Origin of the sequence: Rhizobium laguerreae, from assembly GCF_019778565.1 — a bacterium.
Taxonomy (GTDB): Bacteria; Pseudomonadota; Alphaproteobacteria; order Rhizobiales; family Rhizobiaceae; genus Rhizobium; species Rhizobium laguerreae.
In genome coordinates this window covers 446,016-471,164 of the sequence record NZ_JAAXQT010000004.1, presented here as the reverse complement: position 1 = coordinate 471,164, position 25,149 = coordinate 446,016, and the positions used below count along the sequence as shown (strand labels likewise).

Sequence of the window (25,149 nt, the reverse complement as noted above, 5' to 3'; positions counted from 1 at the left end):
TGTTGCCGATCAGCCGATCGGCACCACGTCACGGCGCACCTTCGTGGCGTAGTAGGCCCAGAAAAGCCGTGCCGCCACCGAGCGCCACGGCGACCAGACTGCCGAAAGCTCAGCAAGCATCTTCGCCTGCGGCCGTGCGGCAAGACTGAATGCGGTCCCGACGGCATTCTGCAGCGCGACATCGCCGGCCGGGAAAACATCGGCATGACCGCCGCAAAACATCAGATAGACCTCTGCCGTCCACGGCCCGACACCCTTCAGCGCGGTCAGTTCGCCAAGCGCCTCGGCCGGCGGCTTCAGGCAGAGCCCGGAGAGATCGAGACGGCCGGAAGCGACCGCTTCGGCAATCCGCGACAGCGTCTCGGCCTTGGCGCGCGACAGACCGAATTCGCGCCACGCCTCGGCGTGAAGCAGTGCGTAGCCTTCGGCCGTCAGCGAACCGTCCGCCGGCAGCATGCGCCGCCAGATCGCCTCGGCGCTGGCGCGCGATACCATCTGCGAGACGATGATATGGGCAAGACCGGCAAAGCCTGGCTCGCGCAATCGCAGCGGAATGGGTCCAGCGTCGGCGACGATCGGCACAAGACGCGGATCGAGGCGAAGCAGCGCTTCGAGCCCCTGCCTGACGTCATCGTCGTTGCGGATGATCTGCACATTGCCTCGCAGTGGTTCAAAAGCCGAATCCATGGCAGAAGAAAGCATGACCACGAGTGAGCGTCAAAAACCTGTCTTTCGTTTTGCGCCGAGTCCCAACGGACCGTTGCATCTCGGCCATGCCCTCTCGGCCCTTCTGAACCGCGACATGGCAGAGGCCGAACAAGGCCGCCTGCTGCTGCGCATCGAGGATATCGACCAGACCCGCTGCACGCCCGAGTTCGAGGCCGGCATCCTGAGGGATCTCGAATGGCTTGATATCAGCTGGGAAAGCCCGGTGCGGCGCCAGTCGGAACATTTTCCCGAATATCAGGCGGCGTTGCACGCTCTGATCGAGCGCGGGCTGGTCTATCCAGCTTTTCTGACGCGCGGCGAGGTGAAGGCGCGCGTCGTCGCCTACGAGGCGGCGGGTGAATCCTGGCCGCGCGATCCCGACGGCGCCCCGCACTATCCCGCAAGTGATCGTGAGCGTCCGGCAGACGAATGGCGGGACATGCTGACCTCGGGGAAGAAACATGCCTGGCGGCTCGACATGCGCAAAGCGCTCGACCTGATCGGCGAACTGCTGTTCTGGACGGAAACCGGCGACGGCAGGACAGGCGAGATCGCCGCCGAGCCCGACGTCTGGGGCGACGTCATCCTGTCCCGCTCGGATGCGCCATCGAGCTATCATCTTTCCGTGGTCGTCGACGATGCGCTGCAGGGCGTCACCCATGTCGTGCGTGGGCTCGACCTCTTCCACGCCACATCGGTGCACCGGCTGTTGCAGGTGCTGCTTGGCCTGCCGCAGCCGGTCTATCACCATCATCGTCTCATTCTCGGCGCGGATGGCCGCAAGCTTTCGAAAAGCCAAGGTGACACCGGGCTTGGCGAATTGCGCGCCCAGGGCATGTCAGGGGCGGATATTCGCCGTCTTGTCGGGCTCTGATTGCCTTTCGACACGCTCTCTGCCGACGATCGAAAGCGTGTGCGAAAACATCCGGAAGACGCGGAACTTGATCAGCGCTGCATTGATCTCCGCCCCGATGATGAAGATGACGCCGACCATGTAGAGGAAGATCAGCACGATCATGACCGAGGCGAGACCGGCATAGGTTGCCGTATAATTGGCGAAGGTCGCGAGATAATAGGCAAAGATCAGCGCTCCGGCGAGCCAGAGAAGCAGCGTCAGCAGCACGCCCGGAATGACGTCGAAGACCCGCCGCTTGCCGGCCGGCAACCACAGATGCATGACCAGCAGTCCGACGGTCAGAACCACCAGCGTGCCGTAGATGCGCCAGCTGAAAACGATGTCGAGCGTATCGGCGAACAGCGGGAACCATCTCCTCGAATAATCGAGCGCCAGCGGCAGGGCGACCAGCAGGATGCTGATCGCCGTGAAGATGATGACCGCGATCAGCACGTAGCCGAGGCTGGCGAGACGCGTGAAATACCAGGCCCGTGTTTCCTGTACCCGGTAGGCGCGGTTGAGCGAGATGCGCAGCGCCTCGACACCGTTCGAGGCGAAATAAGCGGCGGCCAGCACCGAGATCGTCAGCAGCCCGCCGCGCGGAATGGTCAGCACCTGCAGCACCTGGTCGGCGAGCGGTTTGGCGATCGCCTCGGGCCAGGTGTCGAAGATCAGATGGATGGCCGTCGAGGAAAATTGATCGGCGCCAAGGAAGCTTGCGAGCGCCGTGCCGAAGATCAGGAAGGGGAAAACCGCAAGCAGGCTCGACAGCGCCACATGGCTTGCCATCGCAAAGCCGTCGTCCTCGACCATATGACAGATCGCGTCATAGACCACGTCATAGATCGTGCGCAGCACCTTCGGCATTCCGTCTCCGGCTTTCCAGATTGTATCCTCTGGCCGAATATGGGAAACGAGTCCCATTTTGTACAGGAATCATTCCATGGCGGGAGAGCGCACCATCGTCGTGACCGGATGTTCGTCCGGTATCGGCGCTCATTGCGCGCGGTCGCTGAAAGCCGATGGCTGGCGTGTCTTCGCGACGGTGCGCAAGCCGGAAGATTTGCCGGGGCTGGAAACCGAGGGCATCGAGGCCTTCCTGATGGACTATGCCAGGACCGAGACGATTTCCGACATGGTCGGCGCGGTTCTGGAACGCAGCGGCGGTCGCATCGACGCACTCTTCAATAACGGCGCCTATGGCCAGCCGGGCGCCGTCGAGGATCTGTCGACAGCAACGCTGCGCGCGCAGTTCGAGGCGAATTTCTTCGGCTGGCATGAGCTGACGCGGCAGGTCATTCCGCCGATGCGCAAACGTGGCCAAGGGCGGATCGTGCAATGCTCGTCAATCCTTGGCGTCGTTCCCTATCGCTATCGCGGCGCCTACACCGCGTCCAAATTCGCGCTCGAAGGCCTTAGCATCACCCTGCGAATGGAGCTGCAGGGCAGCGGCATCCATGTGAGCCTGATCGAGCCGGGTCCGATCGCCACACGTTTTACCGCCAATGCGCTGGCAAAGATCAAGGAACATATCGACCTCGAGAATTCGCCGCACGCGGTCGATTACATCAGGCAATTGGCGAGACTCGACGGATCGGGGCCGGTCAACCGCCATAAACTCGGCCCGGAAGCGGTCTATTCCGTATTGAAACACGCATTGAACTCGACAAATCCGAGGCCACATTATCCCGTAACGACTCCGGCTAAGCAGGGCATGTTCCTGAAGCGGCTGCTTCCGGCAGACCTCTTCTACCGCCTGATGCGCTGGACGGACTGACTGAGAAAGCTGAACGCCATGTCCACGGTCACCTATATCCTCGCGATTATTGTCATGGGCGTCGTCGCCCTCGTCCTGATCCGCGGCCTCTTCAACATGATGAAGGGCGGCGATCCCAACCGTTCCAACAAGCTGATGCAGCTTCGTGTGCTGTTGCAGGCGATCGCCGTCATCCTGATCATGGTGACGCTCTGGATCACCGGCGGGGGCCGCCCGACCTGATCGAACTTCAAGGGGGAAACCGTGGTCAAGCTCAACAAGATCTACACGAAAACAGGCGATGACGGCACGACCGGGCTGGTGTCCGGCCCGCGCCGGCTGAAAGACGATCTGCGCGTCGAGGCCTACGGCACGATCGACGAGGCCAATTCCGCGATCGGCATGGCGCGGCTGCACACGGCCGGCCTGCCTGAACTCGACGCCATGCTGATGTCTATCCAGAACGACCTCTTCGACCTCGGCGCCGATCTCGCCACCCCTGACACTGGTGAGCCGCCGGCCTATGAGCCGCTGCGGATCGCCGAGACGCAAGTCGACCGCGTCGAGCGTGATATCGACCGGTTGAACGCCGGCCTGGAGCCGCTGAAATCCTTCATCCTGCCAGGCGGCAGCCCGGCTGCCGCGCATCTGCATCTTGCCCGCACGATTGCGCGGCGCGCCGAGCGTTTGATGGTGGCGCTTGCCCGCACCGACGGCGAAATTGTCGGCGAGCCGGCGATGAAATATGTCAACCGGCTCTCCGATTTCCTCTTCGTCGCGGCACGTCATGCAAATGACCGGGGCCATGCGGATGTGCTTTGGGTTCCGGGAAAAAACAGATAGGCTTGTCGCGATCACGATCGCCGAGGGGCCTTTATGTTCATACCTCTTCACGATGCCAATACGCTGAAACATATCAAGGTTCAGTGGGTAACGCTCGCACTGATGGCGCTGAACTTCGCGGTCTGGCTATTGACCAGCCTGGAGAGCGAGCATGCGGCCCAGGCGACGACCGTCGGGCTCGGCTACATCCCGGCAGTCGCCTTCGGCCACGCGGTGCTGGCGCAGGGACTCGAAATCGTGCCGGAGCCGCTGACCTACCTCACCTATGCCTTCGTCCATACCGGCTTTTGGCATCTGGCCGGCAACATGATCTTCCTCTGGGTCTTCGGCGATAATGTCGAGGATGCGATGGGGCATCTGCGCTTCCTGATCTTCTATTTCGTTTGCGCGGCCGCCGGCGCGCTCTGCCACGGCCTGCTGATGATGACCTCGGAAGCGCCGCTGGTCGGCGCATCGGGGGCGGTCTCCGGCGTCGTTGCCGCCTATGTCATGCTGCATCCGCGCGTGCGGGTATGGGTGCTGGTGTTTTTCCGCGTGCCGCTGCCCCTGCCAGCCTTCGTGCCGCTGCTTTTGTGGATCGGGCAGCAGTTCTTCATGCTGGCGATCGCACCTGACGGCGACGTTTCCTGGGGTGCGCATGTCGGCGGCATCCTTGCCGGGGCTTTGCTGATCCTGGCGTTGCGCCGGCCTGGTGTGCCGCTCTTCGACCGGCAGATCGTCACGCCCCGCGCCGTCAGAAACGACCCGGGCGCTGGCCAGGCCATCGCGGCCGGCACGGACGGGCGAACCGCGCAGCGCTTTCCCTGGGGCCGACGCTAAGCAACGATATTGACGTGAACGTAAACGTCCATATATTGCCGAGGCAAATCGCCGGCGGCGTCATGGAAGCGTTGAATTTGGAGGAAAAGCGCGTATCCATGTCGCCATTCGACAATCGGAGCGGCGCTCGAGCGCGCATTTTCTAAAAAAGTCTCTGAAGCCAGTTTCTCCTGAAGGAAGGACCCCATGAAGATACTCGTCCCAGTCAAACGGGTTGTCGATTACAACGTGAAGATCCGGGTGAAGCCGGACGGCACGGGTGTCGAGCTTGCCAATGTGAAGATGTCGATGAACCCGTTCGACGAGATCTCGGTGGAAGAGGCGCTGCGGCTGAAGGAAGCCGGCAAGTGCGAGGAAGTGGTGGTCGTCTCGATCGGTCCGGCCAAGGCCGAGGAGACGCTGAGGACCGCCCTTGCGATGGGTGCAGACCGGGCGATCCTCATCGAGACCGACGATCAAGTCGAGCCGCTCACGGTTGCCAAGATCTTGAAGGCTGTCGCCGATGCCGAACAGCCGGGGCTGATCATATCAGGCAAGCAGGCGATCGATGACGACAGCAACCAGACCGGCCAGATGCTGGCGGCGTTGATGGGAGTTGCCCAGGCGACCTTCGCCTCGAAGATCGAGATCGGCGATGGCAAAGCAACCGTCACCCGCGAAGTCGATGGCGGCCTGCAGACGATCGAGATCAAGCTGCCGGCTGTTGTGACCACCGATCTGCGCTTGAACGAACCGCGCTATGCCTCGTTGCCTAATATCATGAAGGCGAAGAAGAAGCCGCTCGACAAGAAGACGCCAAGCGATTTCGGTGTCGACACAACGCCGCGCCTCAAGGTGTTGAAGACCGAGGAGCCGTCGGGCCGCAAGGCCGGCGTCAAGGTCAAGTCGGTCGCCGAACTGATCGACAAGCTCAAAAACGAAGCCGGCGTGCTGTAATCAGCTTGGAACAGGAGCCATCATCATGACCATTCTTCTTCTGGCTGACCACGACAATGCCAGCCTGTCCGACCAGACCGCCAAGGCGCTGACGGCAGCCGCAAAGATCGCCAAGGAACAGGCAAGCGATATTCATGTGCTCGTTGCCGGCAAGGCTGCCAAGCCCGCTGCCGAACAGGCGGCAAAACTTGCCGGCGTCTCCAAGGTGCTGCTGGCCGAAAGCGACGACCTCGCCAACAATCTGGCCGAACCGCTCGCCGACCTGATCGTCTCGCTGGCCGGCAGCTACGACACGATCCTGTCTGCCGCCACCTCGGTCGGCAAGAACGTGCTGCCGCGCGTCGCTGCCCTGCTCGATGTCGCTCAAGTCTCCGAGATCATCGAGGTAATTTCCTCAAACACCTTCAAGCGGCCGATCTATGCCGGCAACGCCATTCAGACGGTACAGGCGAGCGATGCCAAGAAGGTCATCACCGTGCGCACCGCATCCTTCGCCTCCGCACCGGAGGGAGGTTCGGCAACGATCGAGGCAATCCCGGCGGTTTCCGATCCGGGGCTTTCGACCTTCGTCGGCGATGCGCTGTCGGCCTCCGACCGGCCGGAGCTGACCTCTGCCAAGATCATCATCTCTGGCGGCCGGGCGCTCGGCTCGGCGGAAAAATTCAGGGAGGTCATCCTGCCGCTTGCCGATAAGCTCGGGGCCGCCGTTGGCGCTTCCAGAGCCGCCGTCGACGCCGGTTACGCGCCGAACGACTGGCAGGTCGGCCAGACCGGCAAGGTGGTGGCGCCGCAGCTTTACATTGCCTGCGGCATTTCAGGCGCCATTCAGCATCTGGCCGGCATGAAGGATTCGAAGGTCATCGTCGCCATCAACAAGGACGAGGAGGCGCCGATCTTCCAGGTCGCCGACTATGGATTGGTCGCCGATCTCTTCGACGCCTTGCCGGAATTGCAAAAGGCGCTCTGACCGCGTCAAATGCTTTTCTTTCGCACGTGCGAATGACTGGAAAATTATCTTTTATCGGGCTACTACTGCTGCCGGGCGATCCTTCGTCCGGCAGTATTGCTAGAAAAATGCGGCGGCGCGGGGGCGAATGCCGTGCGGGGGGTTTGGAGATGAATGCGGTGTTGAAGAATATTGGTATTATTGGTGCCGGCCAGATGGGCTGCGGCATCGCGCATGTTTCGGCCGCCGCAGGTTACAGGGTTCACATTTACGATCTCTCGCAGGACCGCATTGAATCCGGCCTTGCCACCATCAACGGCAACCTGGCCCGCCTGGTGACGAACGGCAAGATGACCGAAGAGGAACGAAAGTCGACCTTGTCGCTCATCACAGGCTCGTCCGATGTCAACGATCTCGCCCCCTCCGATCTCGTCATCGAGGCCGCCACCGAGGATGAAACGGTCAAGCGCAAGATCTACACCCAGGTCTGTCCGGTCCTGAAGCCGGAAGCACTGCTTGCCACCAACACCTCTTCCCTGTCCATCACCCGGCTTGCTGCCGCCACCGACCGCCCCGAGCGCTTCATGGGCATACATTTCATGAACCCGGTGCCTGTCATGAAGCTGGTCGAACTGGTGCGCGGCATCGCCACCGACGAGAAGACCTTTTCCGCCGCCAAGGAATTCGTCGGCACGCTGGAAAAGACAATCACCGTCGCCGAGGATTTCCCGGCCTTCATCGTCAACCGCATCCTGCTGCCGATGATCAACGAAGCGATCTACACGCTCTATGAAGGCGTCGGCACGGTCGACGCCATCGATACGGCGATGAAGCTCGGCGCCAACCATCCGATGGGACCGCTGCAGCTTGCCGATTTCATCGGCCTCGACACCTGCCTCTCGATCATGCAGGTGCTGCATGACGGCCTGGCGGACTCCAAATATCGTCCCTGCCCGCTGCTGGTGAAATATGTCGAAGCCGGCTGGCTCGGACGCAAGTCCGGCCGCGGCTTCTATGACTATCGCGGTGAAGTGCCTGTCCCGACGCGGTAAACGCTCGCGGGTCTACGATCCGATCGCGCCCTTGATCAGTGCTTTGGCATCCTCGCTGTCCCAGGCAGCCGGCCCGTTCATCGCCGAAATCAGGCATCCCTTGTCGTCGATCAACAGCGTCACCGGTAGTCCCATGGCGAGGCCCTCTTTCTTCAGGCTGTTGAACACCGAAATCGTATTGTCGCGATAGAGCTGCAGCGCATCGACGCCGATCTCCGTGAGGAAGGTCTTTGGCTTCTCGTCGTCGCCACTATCGATATTGACCGGCACCACCTGGAACTTGTCGCTGCCCATCTCCTTCTCGAGCGCATTCAGCGCCGGCATCTCCTCGCGGCAGGGAACGCACCATGTCGCCCAAAGATTGAGAAGCACGGTCTTGCCGGCGAAATGGTCGAGCGTCAGCGGCCTGCCGTCCGGCCCGTTGAAAGAAACAGCGGTCAACTTGCGCGGTTCAGTGGCGGCGACCATGGCGGCCACCTGGCCCTTCATCAGCGGCGTAATGCCGGCAATGCGGTCTTTGGCGAGCTTGCATTCGGCCGATGCCGTTTCACCGCCGCCATTGCCAATCCCCGCCTCCTTCACGTATACCGCTGCCGCACCGGCAACGACACCCGCAACGGCGGCCATCGCGATCCATCTCAGGGATGGCAGCCCGAGGGGTTTTCTTGTCGTCATTTCATTCTCCTGGACATGCATCCTCAAGGCGGACACCTTCATGGCCGACGACACCACGGACACCAAATCCTCCAACCAGATGTGGGGCGGTCGCTTCGCCTCCGGCCCGGACGCGATCATGGAGGAGATAAATGCCTCGATCGGTTTCGACAAGAAGCTATTCGCGCAGGATATCCGCGGTTCGATTGCCCATGCGACGATGCTCGCCCATCAGGAGATCATTTCCACTGACGATAAGGACAAGATCGTTCACGGGCTAAACACGATCCTGTCAGAAATCGAAAGCGGCAATTTCGAATTCTCGCGTCAGCTCGAAGACATCCATATGAATATCGAAGCACGCCTGGCGACGCTGATCGGCCCGACGGCCGGCCGCCTGCACACCGCCCGCTCGCGCAACGATCAGGTGGCGCTCGATTTCCGTCTCTGGGTAAAGGAAGAGCTTGAGAAGACCGAGCGGATGCTGACCGGCCTGATCGCGGCCTTCCTCGATCGCGCCGAAGAGCATGCCGAAAGCGTCATGCCGGGCTTCACCCATCTGCAGACCGCCCAGCCCGTTACCTTCGGCCATCACTGCATGGCCTATGTCGAAATGTTCGGCCGCGATCGCGCGCGCGCGCGCCACGCCATCGAGCATCTGGATGAAAGCCCGATCGGTGCCGCCGCACTTGCCGGCACCGGCTATCCGATCGACCGCCACATGACGGCCAAGGCGCTCGGTTTCCGCGAGCCGACCCGCAACTCCATCGATACGGTTTCCGACCGCGATTTCGCCATCGAATTCCTGTCGATCGCAGCGATTGCGGGCATGCACCTGTCGCGTCTGGCAGAAGAGATCGTCATCTGGTCGACCCCGCAATTCGGTTTCGTGCGCCTCTCCGACGCCTTCTCGACCGGCTCGTCGATCATGCCGCAGAAGAAGAACCCGGATGCCGCCGAACTGGTGCGCGCCAAGACCGGCCGGATCAACGGCTCGCTGGTGGCGCTGCTGACGATCATGAAGGGCCTGCCGCTCGCCTATTCCAAGGACATGCAGGAAGACAAGGAACAGGTCTTCGACGCCGCCGAGAGCCTGGAACTGGCAATTGCCGCCATGACCGGCATGGTGCGCGACATGACCGTCAACACCGCGCGCATGAAGGCGGCGGCCGGCTCCGGCTATTCGACGGCGACCGATCTTGCCGACTGGCTGGTGCGCGAAGCGGGCCTCCCCTTCCGCGACGCCCATCACGTCACCGGCCGGGCCGTAGCACTTGCCGAAAGCAAGGGATGCGACCTTGCCGAGCTACCACTCGCCGATCTGCAGTCGATCCATGCCGACATCACCGACAAGGTCTACGACGTGCTGACCGTCGAGGCCTCGGTCGCCAGCCGCAAGAGCTTCGGCGGCACGGCACCGTCCGAAGTGCGCAGGCAGATCGCCTTCTGGCGCGCCCGCAACTAAGAGATACCAGGCGTGGCGAAAAGCCGCCGCGCCCTTCTGCGGGGTGCGCAAAGACCGCCAACAATCAGGGTGCACAAGGCGGATAAACTTCGCTATGAAGATGTCCATCGTTCGATATGAATGATGCCATCAAATGCCGCAGAAGAGGATATCCATGAAGAGCTTGCCGCACCTCGTCCGCCTGACGGCGGTTTTCGCCGTCATCGGCCTTGCCGCTGCCGGATGCGGGCGCAAGGGCGACCTCGATCCGCCGAGCGCTGCGGCAAGCAAGGGAGGCGACGTTTCCAAGCCGACGAAACAGCCGGGAACCGTCGACAAGCCCTTCCTTCTCGATCCCCTTCTTTAAGGCATAAACCCGTGAATCATTTCGAATACCGTGACGGCGTCCTTCATGCGGAGAACGTCCCCGTTCCCGAGATCGCCAAGGCAGTCGGCACGCCGTTCTACGTCTATTCCACCGCAACGCTGGAGCGCCACTACCGCGTCTTTTCGGAAGCTTTCGCCGACATGGACTCCATGGTCTGCTATGCGATGAAGGCGAATTCGAACCAGGCGGTGCTGAAGACACTGGGCCGCCTCGGCGCCGGTATCGACGTCGTCTCGGAGGGCGAGCTGCGCCGCGCGCTTGCCGCCGGCATTCCGCCAGACCGCATCATGTTCTCAGGTGTCGGCAAGACGCCGTCCGAGATGGATTTCGCCCTTGAAGCCGGCATCTACTGCTTCAACGTCGAATCCGAGCCCGAGCTCGAGATCCTCAACCAGCGCGCCGTCAGCGTGAGCAAGAAAGCGCCGGTCTCCTTCCGTATCAACCCGGATGTCGATGCGAAGACGCATTCCAAGATCTCTACCGGCAAGAAGGAAAACAAGTTCGGCATCTCCTGGGAGCGCGCCCGCGCCATCTATGCCCATGCCGCCAAGCTGCCCGGCATCGAGGTCACCGGCATCGACATGCATATCGGCAGCCAGATCACCGAGCTGCAGCCTTTCGACGACGCCTTCAAACTGCTGCACGACCTTGTCGCGACGCTCCGCGCCGATGGCCACACTATCCATCACGTCGATATCGGCGGCGGCCTCGGCATCCCCTACAAGGACGACAACAATCCGCCGCCACTGCCGGATGCCTATGCGGCAATCGTCAAGAACCAGCTGCGCGGCCTGGACTGCAAGATCATCACCGAACCCGGTCGCCTGATCGTCGGCAATGCCGGCATCCTCGTGACCGAAGTCCTCTATGTGAAGGATGGCGGCGAAAAGACCTTCGTCATCGTCGACGGCGCGATGAACGATCTCATCCGCCCGACGCTTTACGAGGCCTATCACGAAATCCGCCCGGTAACGATTTCGGCGGCCAACGCGCCTCGCATCCGCGCCGATGTCGTCGGCCCCGTCTGCGAGACCGGCGATTATCTGGCACTTGACCGCGAGATGGCGATGCCGAAGCCCGGCGACCTGATGGCGGTCAGCACTGCGGGCGCCTACGGCGCGGTCCAGGCAGGCACTTACAACAGCCGCTTGTTGGTGCCCGAAGTTCTGGTCAGGGGCAGCGATTTCCATACGATTCGCCCGCGCAGAACCTATGCCGAACTGATCAGCCTTGACTCCGTTCCGGCCTGGCTCGACTGAACAAGCCATCACTTTTTGGCGAATTAACGTGAAAAGCCGGTAATACCGGCCGCTCGCCCTCGCCTTCGCCACAAAGAGTGTTATCCTTTCGTTCATGAGCGTATTGCCCTGCAATCGCCGGAAGCGCCCTCTGTTCCAGAACGCCAGATCGCGGAGACCGGACCGATGAAAAGCCCCTCTCGGCAGAAGAAAGGTGCATTTGCGTTCCGTCCGTCGCTTGCCCGGCTGGTGACGACGAAACGCCTGCTGGCGCGCATCGTGCTCTTTTTCGAGCAGCTGCTGCCGCCTTTGATGCCGGTACTGTCCGTCATCGCCTTTTATCTCTGCGCTTCCTGGTTCGGCCTCTTCCGCAGCGTGCCGGACTGGCTGCGCATCCTGCTGCTGATTGCCTTTGCCGCCGCTTTTCTGGTTTCGCTCCTCCCCTTCCGCACCCTGCGCTGGCCGAGGGTCGCAGAAGCCGACCGCATGCTGGAAGAGCGCAACGGCCTGCCGCACCAGCCGGTCACCGTCCAGGAAGACGAGCCGGCCTTCGATACCCCCTTCGGCCGGGCGCTCTGGCGCGAGCACCAGACGCGCATGGCCGAAAAGATCGCAGCGCTCGATGCCGGACTGCCGCGGCCTGATATCGCCGCGCATGACCGTTTCGCGCTGCGCGCCGTCCCGGCGCTGCTGCTTGTCACTGCCTTCGGTTATTCGCTGTCGATCAACGGCGGCTCGATCCGCGACGCGTTGCAGGCAGCACCCGAGCAGGTGGTCAGCAATCCGGCAGTACGCATCGATGCCTGGGTGACACCGCCTTCTTATACCGGCCGCGCGCCAATTTATCTGACGGCCGATGGCAGCGAGCAGGCGCCGATCGGCATTCCGCAGTTTTCAGGCCTCACTGTGCGGGTCAGCGGCGGAAAGACGGCGGAAAAAGTCGTGTTCCGCAAGGCGAACGGCGAGGCGCAGGATATTGCCGTGCAGGCCGATACCAAACCGCAACAAACGGCGGCATCAGGCAGCGAGCAACAGACGGCGGCACCGGCCAGTCAGGCTCTCGTCGCGCAGACGCATATGATGAAGCTCCAGGAGAACGGTGCACTCGAGGTCAACGGCCGCCGCTGGAGCTTCGACGTTCTCCCCGATAAGGCGCCGGAGATTGCCTTCGACGGCCTGCCGAAGCCCAGCGTCAACGGCGCGCTTGAAATCGGTTTCACCGTTAAGGACGATTACGGCGTCCAGGAGGCGCATGCGGAGATCGTTCCCGTCGAAACAGACCCGACGGCAACGCCGCTCTATCCGCTGCCGGAGTACCGGCTGGATGTCCCCCGCCGCAACGCCCGCGACGCCAAGGGCGTGACCAGCCGGAACCTGACCGAACATCCGCTTGCCGGCAAGCGCGTGCGCATCACGCTCGTCGCCAAGGATGCCGCCGGCCAGACCGGCCGCAGCCCGCCGCATGAAATGACGCTGCCGTCGCGGCCCTTCAACGAGCCGCTTGCCGCAGCCGTCGCCGAGGAACGGCAGGTCTTCGCGCTCGATACGCGCAAGATGCCGCAGGCGATCGCGCTGAACGAGGCGCTGACCATCCGCCCTGAAGAGACCATCCCCAAGCTCACCAACTATCTGCTGCTCGAATCCGCCCTGGCGCGCATGAAGCTCGCAAAGAGCGAGGATGCGCTGAAGGATACCGCCCAATATCTGTGGGAGATCGCCCTCGGCATGGAGGACGGCGATCTATCGCTGGCCGAGCGCAAGCTGCGCGAGGCCCAGCAGAAGCTTGCCGACGCGCTGGACCGCAACGCTCCCGACGCGGAGATTAAGAAGCTGATGGATGAGCTGCGCAAGGCGATGCAGGATTATATGACCGAACTTGCAGAGCGCATGCAGAACGCGCCGATGCAGCCGAACCAGAACGCACAGAACACCCTGCGCCAGCAGGATCTGGAACGGATGATGGACCAGATCGAGAATCTTGCCCGCTCCGGCAATCGTGACGCGGCCCAGCAGATGCTGTCGGAATTGCAGCGGATGATGAACAACCTGCAGGCGGGCCGGCCGCAGCGCGGCCAGCAGGGTCAGGAAAACAGCGAAGCCCGCAAGCAGATCGACAAGCTCGGCGAAATCCTGCGCGACCAGCAGAAGCTGATGGAACAGACCTTCCGGCTCGACCAGCAACTCCGGGACCGCATGCAGCGCGGCGAGACTGACATGGGCGAAAACGATCCGCTGCTCGACGAGATGAACCCTGGAGAAAACGGCGAGCCGCAGGACCAGCAGGGCCAGCAAGGCAAGGAAGGCCAGCAGCCCTCCGACCAGATGACGGCCGAGCAGCTGCGCGAGGCGCTGAAACAGCTGCGCGCCCAGCAGGATGCGCTCGGCAAGCAGCTCGGCGAATTGCAGAAGAGCCTTGGCGAGATGGGCATGAAGCCCGGCCCGGGCTTCGGCCAAGCGCAACGCGAAATGGAAGGTGCCGGCCGTGAACTCGGCCAGGGCCGCGGTCAACCGGCCGTCGAGGGCCAGGGCCGCGCGCTCGAAGCGCTTCGCCAGGGCGCGCGCGACATGATGAACCAGATGATGCAGGCGCAGCAGGGTCAGCAGGGTCAAGGCCCGAACGGCCAGGTGGGCCAGGGCGACCAGAACGGTCGCGACCCGCTCGGCCGACCACGCCGGACCCAGGGACCTGATTTCGGCGATAACGTGAAGGTGCCTGACGAAATCGACGTTCAACGGGCGCGAGAAATCCTCGACGCGATCCGCGAGAAACTCGGCAACAATCCGCCACAGGAAATGGAACGGCGCTATCTCGAGCGGCTGCTGGACATCCAATAATCCTTCCGCCGCCGCACAATAGCAGGCGCGAACGGGATGGTTTTAGGCCGATCCGACCAAAATCTGAATCCCGTTCCAAATCAAGGAGGGTGAGCCGGATGCCGTCCGAAAACCGCTCACACTGTCGGCGTCATGCTTAAGAGACGAGCGCCCGGGCGACTGCCTTGCGGATATCGGGAAGCGCGAATGGCTTGGCGACGACGTCGATGATCTTTTCGGCAAGATCGTCGGCCCGTTCGCGCTGTTCGGCATAACCGGTCATTAGCAGGATCTTCAGACCCGGGAAGGCGTCTTTTGCCTGATGGGCGAGTTCAATGCCGTCCATCACGGGCATGCGGATATCTGAAAGCAGCAGATCGTAGACCCCGTCCTTGAGCTTCTCCAGGCCTTCAGCCCCGTCGGCAGCCTCGTCGGTCTCGTGGCCGTCAAGCCGCAGGGCCCGGGCTACGAAGGACCGCAGGGAGTCCTCGTCTTCCGTAATCAGAATTCTTGCCATATGTGCATCGCTCCGTATCAGCCCCGTGACGGAAATCACCAGACTTTCCTTTTCGATCGGTAAAGATGAGGAAGCGATGGACGAGATGGTTAACAACCCGTCTCGAAGGCATTACAGCGCCGCGCGTCTTTAAGACGCGCAAAGGACGCTGTACACTTTTAATTGCTGCATAATTTTATCCTTAAATCGATTCCGATTTAAGGAATTATGCAGTAGTTCAGGCGTCCCCGGTCACCACGCCGACGAAGGGCAGTTCGCGAAAGGCATAGGCGACATCCATGCCGTAGCCGACGACAAAATAGTCAGGGCATTCGAAGCCGACATAATCAGCCTCCAGCTTTTCCTTGCGCTTGACGCGCTTGTCGAGCAGCACGGCGATCGTGACGTTGCGCGCGCCACGTTCGAAGAGCAACTCCTTGGCAAAGAGCAGCGTCCGGCCGGATTCGAGGATATCGTCGATCAGCAGGACGTCGCGGCCATGCACGTCACTGTCGATATCCTTGACGATGCGCACGCCTTGCGAAACCGTGCCGATGCCGTAACTCGACAGCGTGATGAACTCGACCTCCGGGGCAAGCCCGCTATCATGCAGGGCGCGGATCAGGTCGGCGGCGAAGATGAAGGAGCCCTTGAGCACGGCAATGACGAGCAGGTCCTTGGTCGGGCCGCTGGCGATCTCCCGCGCCATCGAATGATTGCGCTCGGCGATCTGCTCGGCGGTGAAGAGCGGCTCGATGTTTTTTCCGCGCACGACAGGCATAAGGGCTTGCTCCATGAAAAGAAGGGTAAGCCGTTAGCACATATGCGAGCCTGAAACAGCCTCGCCGGCTATGAAATTAACGCGATTGGCGCAACCTGCGACGCGAAAATCGGCAATCCATGTCCTGTTACGTCTGCGGCAGGAAGGACAGCCGGACCTCCGGCATTTTTCCGCCGGCATGCTGAACGCGAGCCGAGAAGCCCCGGCTTTGGCCGCCATAGATCACATCGGCCGGCGGGTTGATGACGATGCTTGCGGTCAGCCGCTCGTCGGTCACGAGATCGGCACGGATCGGATGCACCGTCTGCGTCGTCCCGCTGTCGTTTTCGATGATGCCGTTGATGACGAGCACGCGCATGCCGTTCGCATCACGCGGCGTCACCGTGACATGGGTAAAATGCAGCGATGCTCCGGAAGTGGCTCGCTCGCCGGAAAGGCCGGAAAAACCACCCGCAAGCCCGAAGACGAGCACGACGAGCGCCAGCACCAGCGCTGCGAAGCTCCGCATCGACGCGCGCTGCAGCCAGGATTCCACGGTCTGCAGAACGCAAGCAGCCATTGCCGGCATGAACGGCGGCGGCGCGGCGTTTGCGGCAGCCATACGCTTGCGGTTGTCGTTATAGGTCCTTGCATTGAATTCCCTGGGCCGAACTTTGCCGAGGGTGACGAATTCGGCGTCGGAGATATCGGCAGGACGCGCCGAGCGGTACCGACGGTTGGTGGGTTCCGGCGGCAGGAGATCATAGGCCTGGCCCGGCGTCCGGCTGAAGGAGGATGCTTCCATGATGGCTGCCTCGCAGATGTCCACATGGTTTCGCTGCCAGGGGAAATCTTGGCATTGAAACGAATCCTGCTCAGTCGTAAATTTTAATGGTTAATGCTTCGCAAAGATCGCCATCAAACGGGCGTCTTTCCAGCAAAATTTACCGGCTGTTAACGGTGTTGGTTAACAAGTCGTGCGGTGAAACCCACAACAGACTGAGCTGCCCGTTGATCCACTTCGAGAATGTCGGTTTGCGTTATGGCATGGGCCCGGAAATCCTCCGGGACCTGACCTTCGACATTCCGAAGAAATCCTTTCAGTTCCTGACGGGTCCATCGGGCGCCGGCAAGACGTCGCTGCTGCGGATGCTTTTCATGTCGCTGCAACCGACGCGCGGGCTGATCCGCATGTTCGGGCGTGACATTTCCGAAATCCCCCGCCCCGAACTGCCGCTTCTGCGCCGTCGCGTCGGCATCGTCTTCCAGGATTTCCGTCTCCTCGACCATCTCACCACCTATGAGAATGTCGCTTTGCCCTTACGGGTGCGTGGCAAGGATGAGAGCTCTTACAAGACCGACGTCCTGGAACTTTTGAAATGGGTCGGCCTCGGCGAACGCATCAACGTGCTGCCGCCCGTACTCTCCGGCGGCGAGAAGCAGCGCGCCGCAATCGCCCGGGCGCTAATGGACCGACCGGAAGTGCTGCTGGCCGACGAGCCTACCGGCAATGTCGACCCGCCGATGGCCAAGCGCCTGCTCAATCTTTTCCTCGAGCTGAACCGCCTCGGCACGGCAGTCGTGATCGCCACGCATGACCTGGCGCTGATGGAGCAGGTGGAAGCCCGCCGCATGATCCTCTCAGAGGGGCATCTCGATATCTATGACTGAGCCCCCGTTCAGAAACCCCGAGAAGGCGTCTGCCAAGACCCAGCAGAAGCGGCCGGAATTGCGCGTGCGTCCGACCGCGCCGATTCTGCCGCCTTCCAACATCCAGGGCAGCGCCTTGATGGTGGTGATATCGATCATGGCCTTTCTCGCCTGCCTGACGCTCGGCGGCGTCAGCATGGTGCGCTCGACGGCGGCCAGTTGGGAGAGCCAGATCTCGCGCGAGATCACCATTCAGATCAAGCCGGACGACAATCTCGACATGGAAAAGGCGCTGACCCAGGCGCGCGATCTGGCGCTGACCTTCGTCGGCACCAAGAGCGGCCAGATCGTCGACGAGGCGGCGACCGCTCGCCTGCTCGAACCCTGGCTCGGCCCCGGTCTCGACCTCAAGGATCTGCCCGTTCCCCGTCTCGTCATCATCACCATCGACGAGAGCAACCCACCGGATTTCGGTTCGATGCGGGCGCTGCTGAAGGACAGTATCCCGCAGGCCACCCTCGACGATCACCGCACCTGGGTCGACCGGCTGGTATCCATGGCGCACACGACTGTCATGATCGGCACCGGCATCCTGCTCCTGGTTTTCACGGCGATGGTGCTCACCGTCGTCTTCGCCACGCGCGGCGCGTTGTCGGGCAACCGTCACGTCGTCGAAGTGCTGCATTTCGTCGGCGCCGAAAGCTCTTTCGTCGCCACCGAATTCCAGAAGCATTTCCTGAAGATCAGCCTCAAGGGCTCGGCGATCGGCAGCGCGCTTGCCGCTCTCTTCTTCGCCACCGCCGGTTTCTGGCAAAGCCGCACCCTCGCCACTCCGGAAACGGACCAGGCGACCGCGCTCTTCGGTACCTTCTCCGTCGGCGTGCTCGGTTATGCCGGCATCTTCGCAACGATGATCGTCATCGCGCTCCTGACCACCTTCACCGCGCGGCTGACCGTCATGCGGACGATCTACGAAATCGATACGCTACGCTCGGACCCAACACGCACCGACGGCATCGGAAGTTGATCGTGACCGTGCGGTTTTGCCATGAAAGCGTCTGTTCCGCGCCGCAATCAGCGTATAATCACGATTCATGACGATGGGACACACGACACCCAACCCGATTCATCAGGACCCGGAGCTTGATCGCCCGGCAGGTTTGCTGCCGCCGCGGCGCGGGCCGATCCGCCGCCTGCTGCGCTGGGGCGGCTTTGCCTGCTTGCTGGCAATCGCCTTGGTGTTCGGAGGTTTTCTGCGTTTTGCCGATTCCGTGACGACGCTGAAGCCCCCGGCCGAACCGAAGGCGGATGCCATCGTGGTGCTGACGGGTGGTTACCAGCGCATCGACCAGGCCGTGGAGCTGCTGCAGCAGGGTGCCGGCAAGCGCTTGCTCATTTCCGGCGCCCACCCGACAACGACGCCGGCACAGATCCGCAAGATGACACAGGGCCCGGCCGATCTCTTCTCCTGCTGTGTCGATATCGGCTACGATGCGATCGACACCATCGGCAATGCCGAGGAAGCTTCGAACTGGATTCACGCCAAGGGATACCGCAGCGTTCTGATCGTCACCAACAACTACCACATGCCGCGAAGCCTCGCCGAGCTCTCCTATGTCGATCCCGACATCGAGTTCATCGCTTATCCCGTGGTCAACTCGGATTTGAAGAGCCGCAACTGGTTCACCGATCCGAATGCGATGCGTGTCATGCTGGCCGAATATGTGAAAGTGCTGCTGACCGGCGCCCGCAACATCACCGGCTTCGGCCGCCACACCGGGCTGCGCTCGGCAGGCGTACCGGCCTCAGACTGAGCTTTTACATCAGGGCAGCATCAAACGCTTTTTATGGCGGGCAATATCGTGTAGGCCGGTCGCGTGAGCATGCCTCGGGAAAGTTTCATGATCGCCCTGCGTTCCGTTCTCTTCAACACGATCTTCTACGCCAACCTCATCATCCGGATGATCGTGCTCTCGCCTTACTATTTCGTGGTGCCGCGCAAGATCGCCTATGCGATTCCGAAGAACTGGGCGCGTTCCAACCACTGGCTGATGCGAGTGATCGTCGGCACCACCTTCGAGATCGAGGGCCTGGAAAACCTGCCTGATGGCAGTTACATCCTAGCGCCGAAGCACCAGTCTTTCTGGGATACCTACGCGCTGCTGCCCTGGTTGAAGGATCCGGTTTATATCCTGAAGCGCGAACTGATGTGGATTCCGCTCTTCGGCTGGTATGCGAAGAAACAGCGCATGATCCCGGTCGATCGCGGCGCCCGCGGCAAGGTGATGGTGGAAGTGCTGAAGCGCACGAAGGAAGAGCTTTCAACCGGCCGCCAGCTCATCATCTATCCCGAGGGCACCCGCCGTCCGCCGGGTGCGGAACCGCTCTATAAATACGGTATCGCCCGCATGTACCGCGACCTTAACCTCCCCGTCGTGCCGATCGCCATGCATCCCGGCCTCTTCTGGCCTCGGCGGAGCATTCGTCGTTATCCCGGCCATTTCAAGGTGAAGATCCTGCCGCCGATCATGCCGGGAATGGATCCGGACGCCTTTTTTGCCCATCTGATCGAGGTATCGGAGCGGGCAAGCGACGAGCTTCTGCTCGAAACCGTCGCCCAAAATCCGCATCTGCCGCTCCCGCCGACGGCGGTCGAAAGGCTGGTCGAGCTGCGAAAGCTGAACGCGGCAATTGGCTGAGATCAGGCGGCGCGCAGCCGCTCCACTTCGTTGACGACCTGCTCCAGCCAATGGTCGCAAATGCCCATCTGCTTCAGATGCGTCAGCGTGTTGAAGACATAGGCGTCATTCGGACCAGACTGGCCTTTTGCTTCGTTCACCACCCGCGCCGCCGCAAGCGCATCGAGTGCGCCGGCATATTGCTCATGCTCGCGGTCGATGATGTAGGCGATCGCATCGACCCGGCGCCGGCCTGCAAGCTGCAGCCGCACCCGGCGCTCCAGGTAGACATTGGTCACCAGCTCGCGGGCGCGGAGATAATCGATCACCTCATCCCATTTTTCAGGCGAAATGCGGAAAGCCATGCCGCGGCAGGCACCACCCCTGTCGAGGCCGAGAACCAGGCCCGGATTGTCGCGTGTGCCACGATGGACAAAGGAGCGGACGCAGAGCGAACGCCTGTAGCCGTAGACCAGGGCCTCTGCCCGCTCCATGAACTCGAAGCCCGGATTCCACATCAGCGAACCGTAGCCAAATACCCAAAATTCGTCCATATCGCACGCCAGACCGGAATCACATTTGCGATTCACCATTGGAGAACATCATGGCAGCGTCAAGCCGATCCGGCAGCAGCCAATCAGGCAGCGGCAAGAAATTCTGGTTGCTGGGTGGAGGCATCCTCCTGGCGATCGCGCTTTATACCGGCGGCTGGTTCTATGCGGCGTCGGCGTTGAAGACCACGGTGCTGAAGGCGATCGCGCCGCGCGATCAGGCAGGCGTCAGCGGTGAATGCTCCGATATCGAATTCCGCGGCTATCCCTTCCGTATCGGCCTGTTCTGCTCCAAGATCGACGTCGACGACAATGTCAACGGCGTCTCCGCCACCTTCGGCGCGCTGCGCTCGGCAGCACAGGTCTATGCGCCCGGCGATATCGTCTGGGAACTCGATTCGCCGGCCGAAATCCGCACCAGCAACGGCCTTTCGATCTCGGCCCAATGGACGAACCTGCAGGCGAGCCTTGCGACCAGGCTGCAGGGCGTCGACCGCAGCTCGACCGTCATCGAGGGTCTGAAGGCGATGGCCGTCTCCTCCTACAGCGGCCAGACCATGAGCTTCGATGCGGCTCGCACCGAAATCCATCTGCGCCAGAACGGCGCCGATCTCGACGGTGCGATCTCCCTGCAGGACGCCAAGACGGCGATCAAGGACTGGCCGCAGATCTTTCCGAAATTGTCTGCCAGCATCGACCTGACCGTCGCCGGCAAGGCCGGCCTGATCGACGGCAGTGACCGGAACGGCCTGAATGGTGCCACCGGCGACCTGCGCCGCATCGTCGCCGACATCGGCGACGGCAAGGTTATGACGCTCACCGGCCCCTTCTCCTTCGACGAGCAGGGCTTCCTCTCGGGAAAATTCAAGCTGGAGATCGAACAGCTCGGCCCCTGGGGGGACAGTCTGAAACAGGCCTTTCCGGATATCGCCTCGACCGTCAACACGGCAACGAAGCTCTTGAAGGCGCTTGCCGGCGGCGGCGACAAGGTCTCTGTCGATCTCGTCATCGATCGTGGCAATGCCACCGTCAGCGGTTTCATCCCGCTCGGGCGGATTCCACCGATCTGATGCATCTCGCCCAAAAGTGTCTATAGGTTTGGGATAACGGTATGCATAGCGCGACGCGATGCGCTTCAGGCTATTTGCTTGATGAAGAAGATTTCCGGCACCAATTGCAGACCAGGCAACTCGATCGCGCCGGTCTCCGAAAATCCGTTGCGGCGATGCCAGTCCTGAGGCCGGCTTTCGTCGCATTCGCTCGACGTCATCAGCATGCGGGCGCCGTCGTCGCGCATGGCTTTCTCCCAGGCGAGAAACAGCGTCGTGCCGACGCCCGACCGGCGGTAGCCGGGCAGGACGCGGATCATTTCCATATAGGGAACCCTGCCCCAGAAACGGGAGAAGCGCAGGAAGCCGACGATCTCGCCGGCCTCCCTGGCAACCAGATATTCGCCGAGCGAGACACAGCGCGATACCCACGCTTCACCGGCGCTGGCATCCTCGCGTACCAGCCAGTCCATATCCGCCTGGCCAGCGCTTGCCACTTCCACCATCGCGGGCTGCTACTTCTTATCCAGCGCGTGGCGGCCGAAATCCGGCGCGTCGACATCCTGGCCCGCCTGGACGATCGAACGGCGGATGGCGCGTGTGCGGGTGAAGAGTTCAAAAATCTTGTCACCCTCGCCCCAGCGGATGGCGCGCTGCAGATAGGCGAGATCCTCCGAGAACCGCGCCAGCATTTCGAGGATCGCATCGCGATTATGCAGGCAGACGTCGCGCCACATCGTCGGGTCGGACGCAGCAAGGCGGGTGAAATCGCGAAAGCCCGAGGCGGAATATTTGATGACTTCCGACTCCGTCACCGTCTCCAGATCGTCAGCCGTACCGACGATATTGTAGGCGATGATATGCGGCAGGTGCGAGACGATGGCGAGCACCTTGTCGTGATGCTCGGCATCCATCTCGTCGACCTTCGAGCCCAGCGCTTCCCAGAAGCTGCGCAGCCGCTTCAGCGCCGCCTCATCGGTGCCGGCGACCGGCGTGAAAATGCACCAGCGGCCTTCGAAGAGGCCGGGAAAGCCGGCATCCGGCCCGGATTTCTCCGTACCTGCCAGCGGATGGCCGGGGATGAAGTGCACATTATCAGGCATATGCGGCATCATCTGCGCGATGACCGAGGCCTTTGTCGAACCGACGTCGGTAACGATAGCCCCGGGCTTCAGGTTTGCCGAGATCTCCTTCGCCACACTTTCCGAAGCGCCGACCGGCACCGAGACGATCACCAGATCGGCGTCCTTGACGGCATCCTGCGACGACGTCGTGTAGCGATCGCCGAGGCCAAGCTCTTCGGCGCGCTTCAGCGTATCGAGGCTGCGTGTGGCGACGACGATCTCCCTCGCAAGACCAAGCCGCCTGATGTCATAGGCGAGCGACGATCCGATCAGGCCGATGCCGATCAGCGCGATACGATCGAACTGCACGCTCATGGCTGATGACCCATGAATTCGGTGAGCGCGGCAATCACGCCGCGATTTGCCTCCTCGGGGCCGATGCTCATGCGCAGCGCATTGGCGAAGCCATAACCGCGCACGGCGCGCAGGATATAGCCGCGGCTCGTCAGCAAATCGTCGGCATCCGCGGCGCGCTTGCCGTCGATCTCGGGGAAATGGATGAGGACGAAATTGGCGACGGACGGCGTCACCTTCAGGCCGATCGCTTCGAGCGCCTGGGTCAGCGTCTCCACCCACATCTGGTTGAAGGAGACCGCCTGCTGGATGAAGGCCTGGTCGCGGATGGCAGCGGCTGCGGCAGCGATCGCCGGTGCGTTCAAGTTGAACGGCGCGCGCACGCGGTTCAGCGCGTCGACGATCTCGGCGGGCGCATACATCCAGCCGACGCGCAGCGCCGCAAGACCATAGGCCTTCGAGAAGGTGCGGGTCATCACCACATTGGCATTGGAGGATACGACCTCGATGCCGGCTTCATAATCATTGCGGCGCACATATTCGGCATAGGCGGCATCGAGCACCAGGACGACATGTTTCGGCAGTCCGGCCTGCAGGCGGCGGATTTCGCTGACAGAAACATAGGTGCCTGTGGGATTGCCGGGATTGGCGATGAAGACGATCTTCGTCTTCTCCGTCACCGCGGCAAGGATCGCATCGACATCGACGGTATAGTCTTTCTCCTTGACGACGACAGGCGTGGCGCCTGCGCCCAGGATCTGGATCTTGTAGACGAGAAAGCCGTGCTCGGTGATGATGCCCTCGTCGCCGGCGCCGAGATAGACATGGCAGAGCAGGCCGAGCAGCTCGTCGGAGCCGTTACCACAGAGAATGTTTGCCGGATTGAGACCGTGCACGGCAGCGATCGCCTCGCGCAGTTCGATCGCCTGCCCGTCAGGATAACGCCCCAGATTGTCGGCAACCGCCTTGAAGGCCTCGATCGCCTTCGGGCTGGCGCCGAGCGGCGTTTCGTTGGACGAAAGCTTGTAGACGCGGGCGACACCCGGCGCATGTTCCTTGCCCGGCACATAGGCTGCGATATCGAGAATACCGGGACGCGGAACGGGCTTGCTCATCTCAACGCTCATGGGTTCGACCTTGGAATTGCCGGAAATCCGGGCTGAAAAACACCAAGTGGCATTAAAGCGGAATGCGATTGTTGTCGAGAGCAATGGGCGTGACACAAGCAGTGGAGACCACCGGGAGCGACGTCATCTACTACGTGTGGTCGGCACACCATGAGGCGCGAGAACCGGCACGAAGACACGGCGGGAGGCCCGCGCCGCAACCGGCAGGCCCTGATAGAGCCGCTTCTGCGCTTCGACGATGATGACGCCCGAGAAGGCCGGCCAAAGCGTTCGGCCGATCCGCTCGAAGGCGCGCCGCAGGCGCAATATGGTCCTGAGCTTCGAAGGCGGGAAGAACAGCGCTTCAGCCGTCGCGCCCGGCGTGAAGTTCGTCTCGCGCAGCAGATTTGTCAACTGACCGCGAGAATAGGGCCGGCCCGAACCGAAGGGCGTATGCTCCATGCGTGCCCAGACGCCGCGCCGGTTCGGCACGACGATGACCAACCGTCCGCCCGGCGCCAGCACCCGCCAGAGCTCCTTCAGCGTCTCGCGCGGGCTTTCGGCGAATTCCAGCGAATGCACCATCAGCACCCGGTCGATCGAGGAGTCCGGCAGCGGCAGTTCCTCGTCGAAAATCAGCGCCGTCGTCGAGAGCAAGCCCATCGGCCAGTTCACCGCACCCTGCCCGGCCGGCATGAAGGCGAAGGTGCGCTCGGTATCGGCCTGGAAGCGGTCGAGGAAGGGCACGGCATAGCCGAGGCCGACCAGACGCTCCTGCGGCAGCCGCACCCAGAGCGAGGACAGCGCCATGGCGATCGACTGCTCGGCAAGACGTCCGAGCCCGGAGTGATAGAACTGGCGTAAGTCGACGATATCGGCGTGCATTGCGACAAATGTTATCAGCGGGCGGTTGGACTTCAAGGCCGGAACCTCTACATTTCCGCGAGA

The 25,149-nt window shown here is 62.0% G+C and carries 28 protein-coding genes; 17 read left to right on the top strand and 11 right to left on the bottom strand.

What is annotated here, in order from left to right:
- Positions 1-9: 9 nt before the first annotated feature.
- Entirely contained in the window at positions 10-702 is a 693-nt protein-coding gene (locus HFO71_RS16270) for a DNA-3-methyladenine glycosylase family protein (protein ID WP_077977754.1), read from the bottom strand.
- Here HFO71_RS16270 and gluQRS point away from each other — a divergent pair.
- Positions 701-1,582, top strand: coding sequence for a tRNA glutamyl-Q(34) synthetase GluQRS (gene gluQRS, locus HFO71_RS16265; RefSeq protein ID WP_077977755.1), 882 nt, complete (start codon positions 701-703; stop codon positions 1,580-1,582). The two genes, HFO71_RS16270 and gluQRS, sit on opposite strands and share 2 nt — an antisense overlap.
- Here gluQRS and HFO71_RS16260 read toward each other — a convergent pair.
- On the bottom strand, positions 1,547-2,470 hold the full coding sequence (locus HFO71_RS16260) for a YihY/virulence factor BrkB family protein (RefSeq protein WP_077977756.1): 924 nt from the start codon (positions 2,468-2,470) through the stop codon (positions 1,547-1,549). The genes gluQRS and HFO71_RS16260 overlap by 36 nt on opposite strands.
- 76 nt (positions 2,471-2,546) lie before the next feature.
- Here HFO71_RS16260 and HFO71_RS16255 point away from each other — a divergent pair, with 76 nt between their 5' ends.
- The 7 genes from HFO71_RS16255 to HFO71_RS16225 all read left to right on the top strand — a co-directional run bounded on the left by HFO71_RS16255 (position 2,547) and on the right by HFO71_RS16225 (position 7,955).
- Positions 2,547-3,380, top strand: a complete 834-nt coding sequence (locus HFO71_RS16255; protein ID WP_077977757.1) for an SDR family oxidoreductase — start codon at positions 2,547-2,549, stop codon at positions 3,378-3,380.
- An 18-nt stretch (positions 3,381-3,398) separates the two neighbouring features.
- Complete coding sequence (locus tag HFO71_RS16250) at positions 3,399-3,602, top strand: twin transmembrane helix small protein (protein WP_020051818.1); 204 nt, start codon at positions 3,399-3,401, stop codon at positions 3,600-3,602.
- 21 nt (positions 3,603-3,623) lie between these two features.
- Positions 3,624-4,202 (top strand): cob(I)yrinic acid a,c-diamide adenosyltransferase, encoded by a 579-nt coding sequence (locus tag HFO71_RS16245; protein ID WP_221970547.1) that lies wholly within the window; start codon positions 3,624-3,626, stop codon positions 4,200-4,202.
- A gap of 33 nt (positions 4,203-4,235) precedes the next feature.
- A complete protein-coding gene (locus HFO71_RS16240; RefSeq protein ID WP_221970545.1) occupies positions 4,236-5,021 on the top strand; it encodes a rhomboid family intramembrane serine protease in 786 nt (261 codons plus the stop codon).
- Between the two features lie 186 nt (positions 5,022-5,207).
- Positions 5,208-5,957 carry an electron transfer flavoprotein subunit beta/FixA family protein gene (locus HFO71_RS16235; protein ID WP_077976785.1) on the top strand — a complete coding sequence of 250 codons (750 nt, stop codon included), beginning with the start codon at positions 5,208-5,210 and terminating at the stop codon, positions 5,955-5,957.
- A gap of 25 nt (positions 5,958-5,982) precedes the next feature.
- Complete coding sequence (locus HFO71_RS16230; protein ID WP_221976624.1) at positions 5,983-6,924, top strand: electron transfer flavoprotein subunit alpha/FixB family protein; 942 nt, start codon at positions 5,983-5,985, stop codon at positions 6,922-6,924.
- A 149-nt stretch (positions 6,925-7,073) separates the two neighbouring features.
- The gene (locus tag HFO71_RS16225; protein WP_003543296.1) at positions 7,074-7,955 is read left to right on the top strand and encodes a 3-hydroxybutyryl-CoA dehydrogenase; all 882 of its coding nucleotides are present in this window, start codon (positions 7,074-7,076) and stop codon (positions 7,953-7,955) included.
- Between the two features lie 12 nt (positions 7,956-7,967).
- On the opposite strand, the gene tlpA is transcribed toward HFO71_RS16225, so the two are convergent.
- Positions 7,968-8,630, bottom strand: a complete 663-nt coding sequence (tlpA, locus tag HFO71_RS16220; RefSeq protein WP_131661252.1) for a thiol:disulfide interchange protein TlpA — start codon at positions 8,628-8,630, stop codon at positions 7,968-7,970.
- 40 nt (positions 8,631-8,670) lie between these two features.
- Between tlpA and argH the strand changes: the two genes are divergently transcribed.
- From argH to HFO71_RS16200, 4 genes are all read left to right on the top strand, one after another.
- Positions 8,671-10,074: an argininosuccinate lyase gene (gene argH, locus HFO71_RS16215; RefSeq protein WP_077977762.1), complete on the top strand. Its 1,404-nt coding sequence runs from the start codon at positions 8,671-8,673 to the stop codon at positions 10,072-10,074.
- 133 nt (positions 10,075-10,207) lie between these two features.
- The gene (gene lptM, locus HFO71_RS16210; RefSeq protein ID WP_077977763.1) at positions 10,208-10,420 is read left to right on the top strand and encodes an LPS translocon maturation chaperone LptM; all 213 of its coding nucleotides are present in this window, start codon (positions 10,208-10,210) and stop codon (positions 10,418-10,420) included.
- Between the two features lie 11 nt (positions 10,421-10,431).
- The gene (gene lysA, locus HFO71_RS16205; protein ID WP_077977764.1) at positions 10,432-11,700 is read left to right on the top strand and encodes a diaminopimelate decarboxylase; all 1,269 of its coding nucleotides are present in this window, start codon (positions 10,432-10,434) and stop codon (positions 11,698-11,700) included.
- A 165-nt stretch (positions 11,701-11,865) separates the two neighbouring features.
- Positions 11,866-14,514: a TIGR02302 family protein gene (locus HFO71_RS16200; protein ID WP_077977765.1), complete on the top strand. Its 2,649-nt coding sequence runs from the start codon at positions 11,866-11,868 to the stop codon at positions 14,512-14,514.
- A gap of 136 nt (positions 14,515-14,650) precedes the next feature.
- Here the strand turns inward: HFO71_RS16200 and HFO71_RS16195 are convergent, their stop codons facing one another.
- From HFO71_RS16195 to HFO71_RS16185, 3 genes are all read right to left on the bottom strand, one after another.
- Complete coding sequence (locus HFO71_RS16195) at positions 14,651-15,010, bottom strand: response regulator (RefSeq protein ID WP_020665298.1); 360 nt, start codon at positions 15,008-15,010, stop codon at positions 14,651-14,653.
- Positions 15,011-15,227: 217 nt separating this feature from the next.
- Positions 15,228-15,770: a hypoxanthine phosphoribosyltransferase gene (hpt, locus tag HFO71_RS16190; protein WP_003543314.1), complete on the bottom strand. Its 543-nt coding sequence runs from the start codon at positions 15,768-15,770 to the stop codon at positions 15,228-15,230.
- 127 nt (positions 15,771-15,897) lie between these two features.
- Positions 15,898-16,554 carry a hypothetical protein gene (locus HFO71_RS16185; protein ID WP_221988222.1) on the bottom strand — a complete coding sequence of 219 codons (657 nt, stop codon included), beginning with the start codon at positions 16,552-16,554 and terminating at the stop codon, positions 15,898-15,900.
- Positions 16,555-16,760: 206 nt separating this feature from the next.
- On the opposite strand from HFO71_RS16185, the gene ftsE reads away from it, so the two are divergent.
- From ftsE to HFO71_RS16165, 4 genes are all read left to right on the top strand, one after another.
- Entirely contained in the window at positions 16,761-17,420 is a 660-nt protein-coding gene (gene ftsE, locus HFO71_RS16180; RefSeq protein WP_003543317.1) for a cell division ATP-binding protein FtsE, read from the top strand.
- Positions 17,413-18,426: a cell division protein FtsX gene (locus HFO71_RS16175; RefSeq protein ID WP_025396206.1), complete on the top strand. Its 1,014-nt coding sequence runs from the start codon at positions 17,413-17,415 to the stop codon at positions 18,424-18,426. The genes ftsE and HFO71_RS16175 overlap by 8 nt, the downstream gene beginning before the upstream one ends.
- A 73-nt stretch (positions 18,427-18,499) precedes the next feature.
- Positions 18,500-19,213 (top strand): YdcF family protein, encoded by a 714-nt coding sequence (locus HFO71_RS16170; RefSeq protein WP_077977766.1) that lies wholly within the window; start codon positions 18,500-18,502, stop codon positions 19,211-19,213.
- A gap of 87 nt (positions 19,214-19,300) precedes the next feature.
- Entirely contained in the window at positions 19,301-20,098 is a 798-nt protein-coding gene (locus HFO71_RS16165) for a lysophospholipid acyltransferase family protein (RefSeq protein WP_077977767.1), read from the top strand.
- A 2-nt stretch (positions 20,099-20,100) separates the two neighbouring features.
- Here the strand turns inward: HFO71_RS16165 and HFO71_RS16160 are convergent, their stop codons facing one another.
- A complete protein-coding gene (locus tag HFO71_RS16160) occupies positions 20,101-20,631 on the bottom strand; it encodes a gamma-glutamylcyclotransferase (RefSeq protein ID WP_077978068.1) in 531 nt (176 codons plus the stop codon).
- A 50-nt stretch (positions 20,632-20,681) separates the two neighbouring features.
- Between HFO71_RS16160 and HFO71_RS16155 the strand changes: the two genes are divergently transcribed.
- Complete coding sequence (locus tag HFO71_RS16155) at positions 20,682-21,698, top strand: DUF2125 domain-containing protein (protein ID WP_077977768.1); 1,017 nt, start codon at positions 20,682-20,684, stop codon at positions 21,696-21,698.
- Between the two features lie 65 nt (positions 21,699-21,763).
- On the opposite strand, the gene HFO71_RS16150 is transcribed toward HFO71_RS16155, so the two are convergent.
- The 4 genes from HFO71_RS16150 to HFO71_RS16135 form a co-directional block, all read right to left on the bottom strand.
- Positions 21,764-22,183 carry a GNAT family N-acetyltransferase gene (locus HFO71_RS16150; RefSeq protein WP_077977769.1) on the bottom strand — a complete coding sequence of 140 codons (420 nt, stop codon included), beginning with the start codon at positions 22,181-22,183 and terminating at the stop codon, positions 21,764-21,766.
- A gap of 9 nt (positions 22,184-22,192) precedes the next feature.
- The gene (locus HFO71_RS16145; RefSeq protein WP_077977770.1) at positions 22,193-23,116 is read right to left on the bottom strand and encodes a prephenate/arogenate dehydrogenase family protein; all 924 of its coding nucleotides are present in this window, start codon (positions 23,114-23,116) and stop codon (positions 22,193-22,195) included.
- A complete protein-coding gene (gene hisC / locus HFO71_RS16140) occupies positions 23,113-24,210 on the bottom strand; it encodes a histidinol-phosphate transaminase (RefSeq protein ID WP_170268934.1) in 1,098 nt (365 codons plus the stop codon). Before hisC ends, HFO71_RS16145 begins: the two co-directional genes overlap by 4 nt.
- A gap of 135 nt (positions 24,211-24,345) precedes the next feature.
- Positions 24,346-25,122, bottom strand: coding sequence for a class I SAM-dependent methyltransferase (locus HFO71_RS16135; protein WP_077977772.1), 777 nt, complete (start codon positions 25,120-25,122; stop codon positions 24,346-24,348).
- Positions 25,123-25,149 lie beyond the last annotated feature (27 nt).

Bases quoted from the DNA above. Each gene is read 5' to 3' on its own strand.
- gluQRS (WP_077977755.1), top strand. From the start codon at position 701: ATGACCACGAGTGAGCGTCAAAAACCTGTCTTTCGTTTTGCGCCGAGT.
- HFO71_RS16270 (WP_077977754.1), bottom strand. From the start codon at position 702: ATGCTTTCTTCTGCCATGGATTCGGCTTTTGAACCACTGCGAGGCAAT.
- HFO71_RS16260 (WP_077977756.1), bottom strand. From the start codon at position 2,470: ATGCCGAAGGTGCTGCGCACGATCTATGACGTGGTCTATGACGCGATC.
- HFO71_RS16255 (WP_077977757.1), top strand. From the start codon at position 2,547: ATGGCGGGAGAGCGCACCATCGTCGTGACCGGATGTTCGTCCGGTATC.
- HFO71_RS16250 (WP_020051818.1), top strand. From the start codon at position 3,399: ATGTCCACGGTCACCTATATCCTCGCGATTATTGTCATGGGCGTCGTC.
- HFO71_RS16240 (WP_221970545.1), top strand. From the start codon at position 4,236: ATGTTCATACCTCTTCACGATGCCAATACGCTGAAACATATCAAGGTT.
- HFO71_RS16235 (WP_077976785.1), top strand. From the start codon at position 5,208: ATGAAGATACTCGTCCCAGTCAAACGGGTTGTCGATTACAACGTGAAG.
- HFO71_RS16230 (WP_221976624.1), top strand. From the start codon at position 5,983: ATGACCATTCTTCTTCTGGCTGACCACGACAATGCCAGCCTGTCCGAC.
- HFO71_RS16225 (WP_003543296.1), top strand. From the start codon at position 7,074: ATGAATGCGGTGTTGAAGAATATTGGTATTATTGGTGCCGGCCAGATG.
- tlpA (WP_131661252.1), bottom strand. From the start codon at position 8,630: ATGACGACAAGAAAACCCCTCGGGCTGCCATCCCTGAGATGGATCGCG.
- argH (WP_077977762.1), top strand. From the start codon at position 8,671: ATGGCCGACGACACCACGGACACCAAATCCTCCAACCAGATGTGGGGC.
- lptM (WP_077977763.1), top strand. From the start codon at position 10,208: ATGCCGCAGAAGAGGATATCCATGAAGAGCTTGCCGCACCTCGTCCGC.
- HFO71_RS16200 (WP_077977765.1), top strand. From the start codon at position 11,866: ATGAAAAGCCCCTCTCGGCAGAAGAAAGGTGCATTTGCGTTCCGTCCG.
- HFO71_RS16195 (WP_020665298.1), bottom strand. From the start codon at position 15,010: ATGGCAAGAATTCTGATTACGGAAGACGAGGACTCCCTGCGGTCCTTC.
- hpt (WP_003543314.1), bottom strand. From the start codon at position 15,770: ATGCCTGTCGTGCGCGGAAAAAACATCGAGCCGCTCTTCACCGCCGAG.
- HFO71_RS16185 (WP_221988222.1), bottom strand. From the start codon at position 16,554: ATGGAAGCATCCTCCTTCAGCCGGACGCCGGGCCAGGCCTATGATCTC.
- HFO71_RS16175 (WP_025396206.1), top strand. From the start codon at position 17,413: ATGACTGAGCCCCCGTTCAGAAACCCCGAGAAGGCGTCTGCCAAGACC.
- HFO71_RS16170 (WP_077977766.1), top strand. From the start codon at position 18,500: ATGGGACACACGACACCCAACCCGATTCATCAGGACCCGGAGCTTGAT.
- HFO71_RS16165 (WP_077977767.1), top strand. From the start codon at position 19,301: ATGATCGCCCTGCGTTCCGTTCTCTTCAACACGATCTTCTACGCCAAC.
- HFO71_RS16160 (WP_077978068.1), bottom strand. From the start codon at position 20,631: ATGGACGAATTTTGGGTATTTGGCTACGGTTCGCTGATGTGGAATCCG.
- HFO71_RS16155 (WP_077977768.1), top strand. From the start codon at position 20,682: ATGGCAGCGTCAAGCCGATCCGGCAGCAGCCAATCAGGCAGCGGCAAG.
- HFO71_RS16150 (WP_077977769.1), bottom strand. From the start codon at position 22,183: ATGGTGGAAGTGGCAAGCGCTGGCCAGGCGGATATGGACTGGCTGGTA.
- HFO71_RS16145 (WP_077977770.1), bottom strand. From the start codon at position 23,116: ATGAGCGTGCAGTTCGATCGTATCGCGCTGATCGGCATCGGCCTGATC.
- hisC (WP_170268934.1), bottom strand. From the start codon at position 24,210: ATGAGCAAGCCCGTTCCGCGTCCCGGTATTCTCGATATCGCAGCCTAT.